This is a genomic window from Pseudomonas sp. ITEM 17296, assembly GCF_028895205.1.
Classification (GTDB): Bacteria; Pseudomonadota; Gammaproteobacteria; order Pseudomonadales; family Pseudomonadaceae; genus Aquipseudomonas; species Aquipseudomonas kermanshahensis.
In genome coordinates this window covers 1-5,962 of sequence record NZ_WJRS01000052.1, presented here as the reverse complement: position 1 = coordinate 5,962, position 5,962 = coordinate 1, and the positions used below count along the sequence as shown (strand labels likewise).

General features: G+C 65.5%; 6 protein-coding genes. 4 read left to right on the top strand and 2 right to left on the bottom strand.

Annotated elements, in window-relative coordinates; translation table 11 throughout:
* Positions 1–74: 74 nt before the first annotated feature.
* Positions 75–713, bottom strand: coding sequence for a response regulator (locus GIB19_RS27845; RefSeq protein WP_027596441.1), 639 nt, complete (start codon positions 711–713; stop codon positions 75–77).
* On the bottom strand, positions 713–1,987 hold the full coding sequence (locus tag GIB19_RS27840; RefSeq protein WP_274888819.1) for a sensor histidine kinase: 1,275 nt from the start codon (positions 1,985–1,987) through the stop codon (positions 713–715). The genes GIB19_RS27845 and GIB19_RS27840 overlap by 1 nt, the downstream gene beginning before the upstream one ends.
* 164 nt (positions 1,988–2,151) lie before the next feature.
* Here GIB19_RS27840 and GIB19_RS27835 point away from each other — a divergent pair, with 164 nt between their 5' ends.
* Genes GIB19_RS27835 through GIB19_RS27820 form a run of 4 tightly spaced genes read left to right on the top strand, consistent with a single transcriptional unit; the run spans position 2,152 to position 5,893 of the window.
* Positions 2,152–3,339 carry an ABC transporter substrate-binding protein gene (locus GIB19_RS27835; RefSeq protein WP_085273804.1) on the top strand — a complete coding sequence of 396 codons (1,188 nt, stop codon included), beginning with the start codon at positions 2,152–2,154 and terminating at the stop codon, positions 3,337–3,339.
* A gap of 30 nt (positions 3,340–3,369) precedes the next feature.
* Positions 3,370–4,359, top strand: a complete 990-nt coding sequence (locus tag GIB19_RS27830; protein WP_274888817.1) for a YVTN family beta-propeller repeat protein — start codon at positions 3,370–3,372, stop codon at positions 4,357–4,359.
* Positions 4,356–5,102, top strand: coding sequence for an ABC transporter ATP-binding protein (locus GIB19_RS27825; protein ID WP_027596437.1), 747 nt, complete (start codon positions 4,356–4,358; stop codon positions 5,100–5,102). The genes GIB19_RS27830 and GIB19_RS27825 overlap by 4 nt, the downstream gene beginning before the upstream one ends.
* Positions 5,102–5,893 (top strand): ABC transporter permease, encoded by a 792-nt coding sequence (locus GIB19_RS27820; RefSeq protein ID WP_027596436.1) that lies wholly within the window; start codon positions 5,102–5,104, stop codon positions 5,891–5,893. Before GIB19_RS27825 ends, GIB19_RS27820 begins: the two co-directional genes overlap by 1 nt.
* Positions 5,894–5,962: the final 69 nt, after the last annotated feature.

Here is a 5,962-nt window from a genome sequence, read left to right as displayed (position 1 = left end):
GCGGGCGGCGCTCGATCTCCCAGGCGCCAAAAATTCCAAACTGAACCCCAGGCCACAAAATCTCCCACAAAACCTCACCCCGCCACCCGCACCACCCCCAGATCAATCCCCAGGTGCACCAGCTCAGCATGGGAACTCACCTGCAACTTGCTCTTGAGCAAGGTCAGGTGATTGGAAACGGTCTTGGCACTGATGCACAGCTGTTCGGCAATCACCCGCACCGGGGTGCCCTTGGCCAGCATCACGAAAATCTCCAACTCGCGCTGGGTCATGCGCTGCAAGCGCGGGTCGCTGGCGTTCTGTTGCGGTGTGCAGGCCAGTTGTGTGGCTAAAGGCTGCTCGATATAGGCATGCCCGGCCAACACCCGGTGCACCGCCTCGATCAACACCTGGGGCGCCGAATTCTTGGTCAGGTAGCCCGAAGCCCCCGCCTCCAGGGCCTGGCGCACCAGGGGCAGTTCATCATGCATGCTGAAAAACAGCACCCGTAGCTGCGGCAGGCGCTGACGCAGCCGGCGGGTGGTCTCCAGGCCGCTGATGCCGGGCAGGCCGAAGTCCATGATCACCAGGTTCGGTACTTGCTCCTGAACCCGCACCAGCGCCTCTTCGCCGCTGGCGGCCTCGCGCACTTCCATCGCCGGCAGCACCGCCCGCAACAGGCTGGCATAACCCTGGCGCACCACGGCGTGGTCATCCACCAATACGATATTCATCAGGCCTCCATGGGAATGTTCAGGGCCAACGCCCAGCCGGCACCCGGGCGACTCAGGATGCGTAATTCGCCGCCCAGGCTGCGCGCGCGCTCGGCCATCGAATGCAGGCCTACGCCGGGCCGCTGGGGCTGGCTCGCGCCGCAGCCGTTGTCACGCACCAGCAGGCGCAAGCCCTTGGCGCTGCGTTGCAGGCGCACCCGCACCTGGCTGGCGCCGGCATGCCGGGCAACGTTGGTCAACGCCTCCTGCAGCAGGCGATACAAATGCGTTCGGCTGGGGCCGGGCAGCACCGGCAGGCGCTCACCGACCCGCAAACGGCAATCGATGCCCTGGCTGGCCTGCCATTGACTCACCAGCACACCAAAGGCTTCGGCCAATGGCACGTGTTGCAACGCCACCGGATACAAGTCGTGTACCAAGGCACGAAAGCCTTGCTGCAGGCGTTCGCAATTAAGCTCCAGGGCTTGCGCGGTCTGCTCCACCACCGTCGGCTGGCCTGCCACCAGGCGCAGCAGGCAGACCTGGGCGCGGATACCCGCCAGGTACTGCCCGAGGTCATCGTGCAGGGCCTGCGCCAGGTGGGTGCGTTCCTGTTCCTGTACCGCCAACAGGGTTTGGGTCAGCTGCGCATTGTCAGCCCGGGTCTGCTCCAGGGTCGCGGTCATGCGGTTGAAGTGCGCCGCCAACTGGCGTGCCTCTGGCAGGCCGGATTCGCGCAGGCGAGTGGTCAACTGCCCACCCGAGACCTGGCGCAACGCACGCAGCAGTTCATCCAGCAGGCCCATGCCGCGCCGCACCGCCCAGCGGATGGTCAACAGGCTCACGAGCAAGGCCAGGCCACACAAGCCCAGCAACTGCTGCAGGGAATCCCGGACTTCGTCGATTTCATCCCGCGCATCCACGGCGATCAGTACCCGGCGCCCCTCGCTCAAGTCCAGCAAGCGGGTGCTGTGGCGGCGATCACCGAACAGCTGGCGCCCCAGCCAGGCATCCAGGCCGGCCTCCCGCGGCATCTGCGCGGTTTCGCCCGCCGCCAGCCAGTGCACCCGCACGTGGCGCAGGCTCTGGGTCAGCCGCGGTTGCAGGCTCGCCGGGTCGCGTTCGGCCGTGTCGGCGAGGTACGCCACCACAGCTTCGGCAGACTGCAATTCGCGCTCGACATCGGCCACCGCCTGGTGCAGCAGCAACCCGCCACAGGCCAAGGTGACCAAGGCGAAAAAGAACGTGACCCACAGGTTGATCCGCCACGGGGCCGACAGGTTGATGAGGCGCATTGGGCAGTTTCCTCCGGGTGAACGCGGCCAGGGCTGCGACCCATCGTAAAACCGAGGCCTTAGCGGTGATTTACTACCTTGGTACTGGCCGAGCGCTACTTTCTGCATATTTCCCCCTCCCGGCCGGCTTCCTATGCTGGCGCCATCTGCCGTGGAGTGCGTTTATGCGCCAGCCTGCCCCTCTTGCCCTGACCTGCCTGCTGGCCCTGGCCACGGCACTGTGTTCGGCCTTCGCATCGGCCGCCCCGCCAGAGCAGCAATTGCAGGTGCGCATCGGCTACCTGGGCTATCGCCCCGACCCCGGCCCGCTGCTGTCCAACATCATCCCCGAGCCCGCCGACGCGGGGCTGCAGGGCGCCGAGCTGGCGATTGTCGACAGCAACAGCACGGGGCGTTTTCTCAAGCAGGCGTTCACCCTTGCCAGCACCCACGTAGACAGCCCCGAGGCCCTGCTGCAAGCCGCCAAGGCCCAGCATGACCAGGGCCTGCGGCTGTTCGTAGTGAACGCGCCGGCCGCCAGCCTGCGCGCACTGTCTGCCGCCCTGCCCGACAGCCTGCTGTTCAACGCCGGCAGCCCCGACGACAGCTTGCGCAGCAGCCAGTGCCTGGGCAATGTGCTGCATAGCCTGCCCAGCCGCGCCATGCTGGCCGATGCCTTGGCGCAGTTTCTGGTACTGCGCAAATGGCAGCGGGCGTTGCTCGTCGTCGGCCAGACCGAAGATGACCAGGCCTACGCCGCAGCCCTGCGCCGGGCGGTGAAGCGCTTCGGCGTGCAGCTGGTGGCGGAAAAAACCTGGCGCTTCGACAACGACCAGCGCCGCAGCGCCCAAGCCGATATGCCACTGTTCACCCAAACCGCCGAGTACGACGTGGTGCTGGTGGCCGACGAGCGCGGTGACTTCGGCGAATACCTGCCCTACCAGACCTGGTACCCCCGCCCCGTGGCCGGCACCCAGGGCCTGACCCCCACCGGCTGGCACAAGACCGTGGAAACCTTCGGCGCGGCGCAGTTGCAAAAACGCTTCGAAGCCCAGGCCGGACGCTGGATGAACGACCGCGACTTCGCCGCCTGGATGGCCGTGCGCAGCATCGCCAGCGCCGTCAGCAAACTGCGCCAGGCCGAGCCACGCGCCCTGCAGCAACTGCTGCTCAGCGACCAGCTGCCGCTGGATGGCTTCAAGGGCCGCAAGCTCAGCTACCGCCCATGGAACGGCGAACTGCGCCAGCCCATCCCGCTGGTTCAGCCCCGCGCGCTGGTCAGCACTTCGCCCCAGGAGGGCTTCCTGCACCCCTTCAACGAAATGGACAGCTTGGGCTTCGACAAGCCCGAAGTGACCTGCGGCTACCCCTGAAACCGATAATCACAAAAAAAGGATTCCGCCATGCGTCGCCCCCTTTGCTACCGGCCTGTGCTTTTCCCCTCCCTGCTGGCCGGCGCGCTGGCGCTTGCCACCGGGCACGCCAGCGCCGCCACCGCCTGGGTCTCGAACGAGAAGGACAACAGCCTTAGCCTGATCGACCTGCAAAGCCTGGAAGTTACCGAGACCCTGCCCGTGGGCCAGCGCCCACGTGGCCTGCTGCTGTCCCACGACAACAAGCGGCTGTACATCTGCGCCAGCGATTCGGACCGGGTGCAGGTGATGGACGTGGCCACCCGCAAGATCATCAAGGAACTGCCCTCCGGCAAGGACCCCGAGCAGTTCGCCCTGCACCCCAATGACCGCTGGCTGTATGTGTCAAACGAAGACGACGCACTGGTAACGGTGATCGACACCGAAACCGACAAAGTGCTCGGGCAGATCAACGTCGGCATCGAGCCCGAGGGCATGGCGGTAAGCCCCGATGGTAAGTGGGCGGTCAATACCAGCGAAACCACCAACATGCTGCACTGGATCGACACCAGCACCCAGACCCTGGCCGACAGCACCCTGGTGGATCAACGGCCGCGCTTCGTCGAGTTCAACCAGGATGGCTCGCGGCTCTGGGCCTCGGCGGAAATCGGCGGCACGGTGACCATTCTCGATGTGGCCACGCGCCAGGTGCTGAAAACCCTGAATTTCCAGATCAAGGGCGTGCACCCGGACAAAGTCCAGCCGGTGGGCATCAAGCTCAGCGCCGATGGCCAGTACGCGTTCGTCGCCCTGGGCCCGGCCAACCATGTGGCGGTAATCGATGCCAAGACTTACGAGGTGCTGGACTACCTGCTGGTTGGGCGGCGCGTTTGGCAGCTGGCGTTCACCCCAGACCAAAGCCAATTGCTGGCCACCAACGGGGTCAGCGGCGACGTCTCGGTGATCGATACGAAAACCCTCAAGGTGCTCAAATCGGTAAAGGTCGGGCGCTACCCCTGGGGCGTGGTGGTCACGCCATGAATACCCTCGACGTCAGTGACGTGAGTTTCGCCTATGGCCAGCGCGAGGCGCTCAAGCACGTGGGGTTCAGCGTGGCGCCCGGGCGTTTTGCTGCGTTGCTGGGCCCCAATGGCGCCGGCAAGTCGACCTTGATCGCACTGCTCACCCGGCTTTACGACGTGCAACAGGGCGACATCCGCGTCTGCGGCTGCTCGTTGCGCAACGCGGCGCGCCCGGCGTTGCGACAACTGGGCGTGGTGTTTCAGCAAAGCACCCTGGACCTGGACCTGAGCGTCGAACAGAACCTGCGCTACCACGCCTCGTTGCATGGCTTGTCGCGGCGCCAGGGCAACCTGCGGGTCGAGGCCGAACTGGCCCGCCAGGGCCTCGACGAGCGCCGGCGCGAGCCCGTTCGTGCGCTGAATATAGGGCACCGGCGCCGGGTGGAAATTGCCCGCGCCCTGCTCCACGAACCGCGCTTGCTGTTGCTCGACGAAGCCAGCGTCGGCCTCGACCCGGCCAGCCGCCTGGCGCTCAACCAGCACCTTCGGCACCTGTGCCGCGAGCAGGGGCTGAGTGTGCTCTGGACCACCCACCTGCTGGATGAGGTGCAGCCCAGTGATGACCTGCTGATCCTGCACCAGGGGCGCCTGGTGGCCAGTGGCACCGCTGATGCCCTGAGCCAAGCGCACGGCGGCGACCTCGACAACGCCTTCGCGCGCCTGACCCGCGCGCCTGGCCCCACCCCAGGAGTGAAGGCCTGATGAACGCCTACTGGCAATGTTTCAACGGCATCCTGCTGCGCGAATGCCTGCGGTTCGTGTTGCAGCGCACGCGGTTTCTCAGCGCCCTGGTACGCCCTCTGCTGTGGTTGCTGGTGTTTGCCGCCGGGTTTCGTGCGGCCCTGGGCATAGCGATCATCGAGCCGTACGACACCTACATCCCCTACGAGGTGTACATCATCCCCGGCCTTGCCTGCATGATTCTGCTGTTCAACGGCATGCAGGGCTCGCTGTCGATGGTCTATGACCGCGAGATGGGCAGTATGCGCGTGCTGCTGACCAGCCCCTTGCCGCGCGCGTTTCTGCTCGGCAGCAAGCTGCTGGCGACCTCGTTGATTTCCCTGCTACAGGTTTATGCGTTTCTCGCCATCGCCTGGCTGTATGGCGTGCAGCCCCCAGCTGCGGGGTTGTTGCTGGCGCTGCCGGCCTTGTTGCTGGTGGCCCTGATGCTCAGCGCCCTGGGGCTGTTGCTGTCGAATGCGATTCGCCAGTTGGAAAACTTTGCCGGGGTGATGAATTTCGTGATCTTCCCGTTGTTTTTCCTGTCCTCGGCGCTGTACCCGCTGTGGAAGATGCGCGAGGCCAGCCAGTGGCTGTATTGGCTGTGCGCCCTGAACCCCTTCACCCACGCCGTGGAACTGGTGCGTTTCGCGCTGTACGAACGCTTCAATCCGCTGGCGCTGGCGGTTTGCCTGGGCCTGACCGTGCTGTTCACCCTGCTCGCGATACTGACCTTCAACCCCCAGCACGCAGCGCTGCGCAAGCCGCGCTGACCCCTCATGCCTTGCGAAAATCCCTGTAGGAGCAGCCTTGTGCTGCGAAGAGGCCAGTGACAACACAGA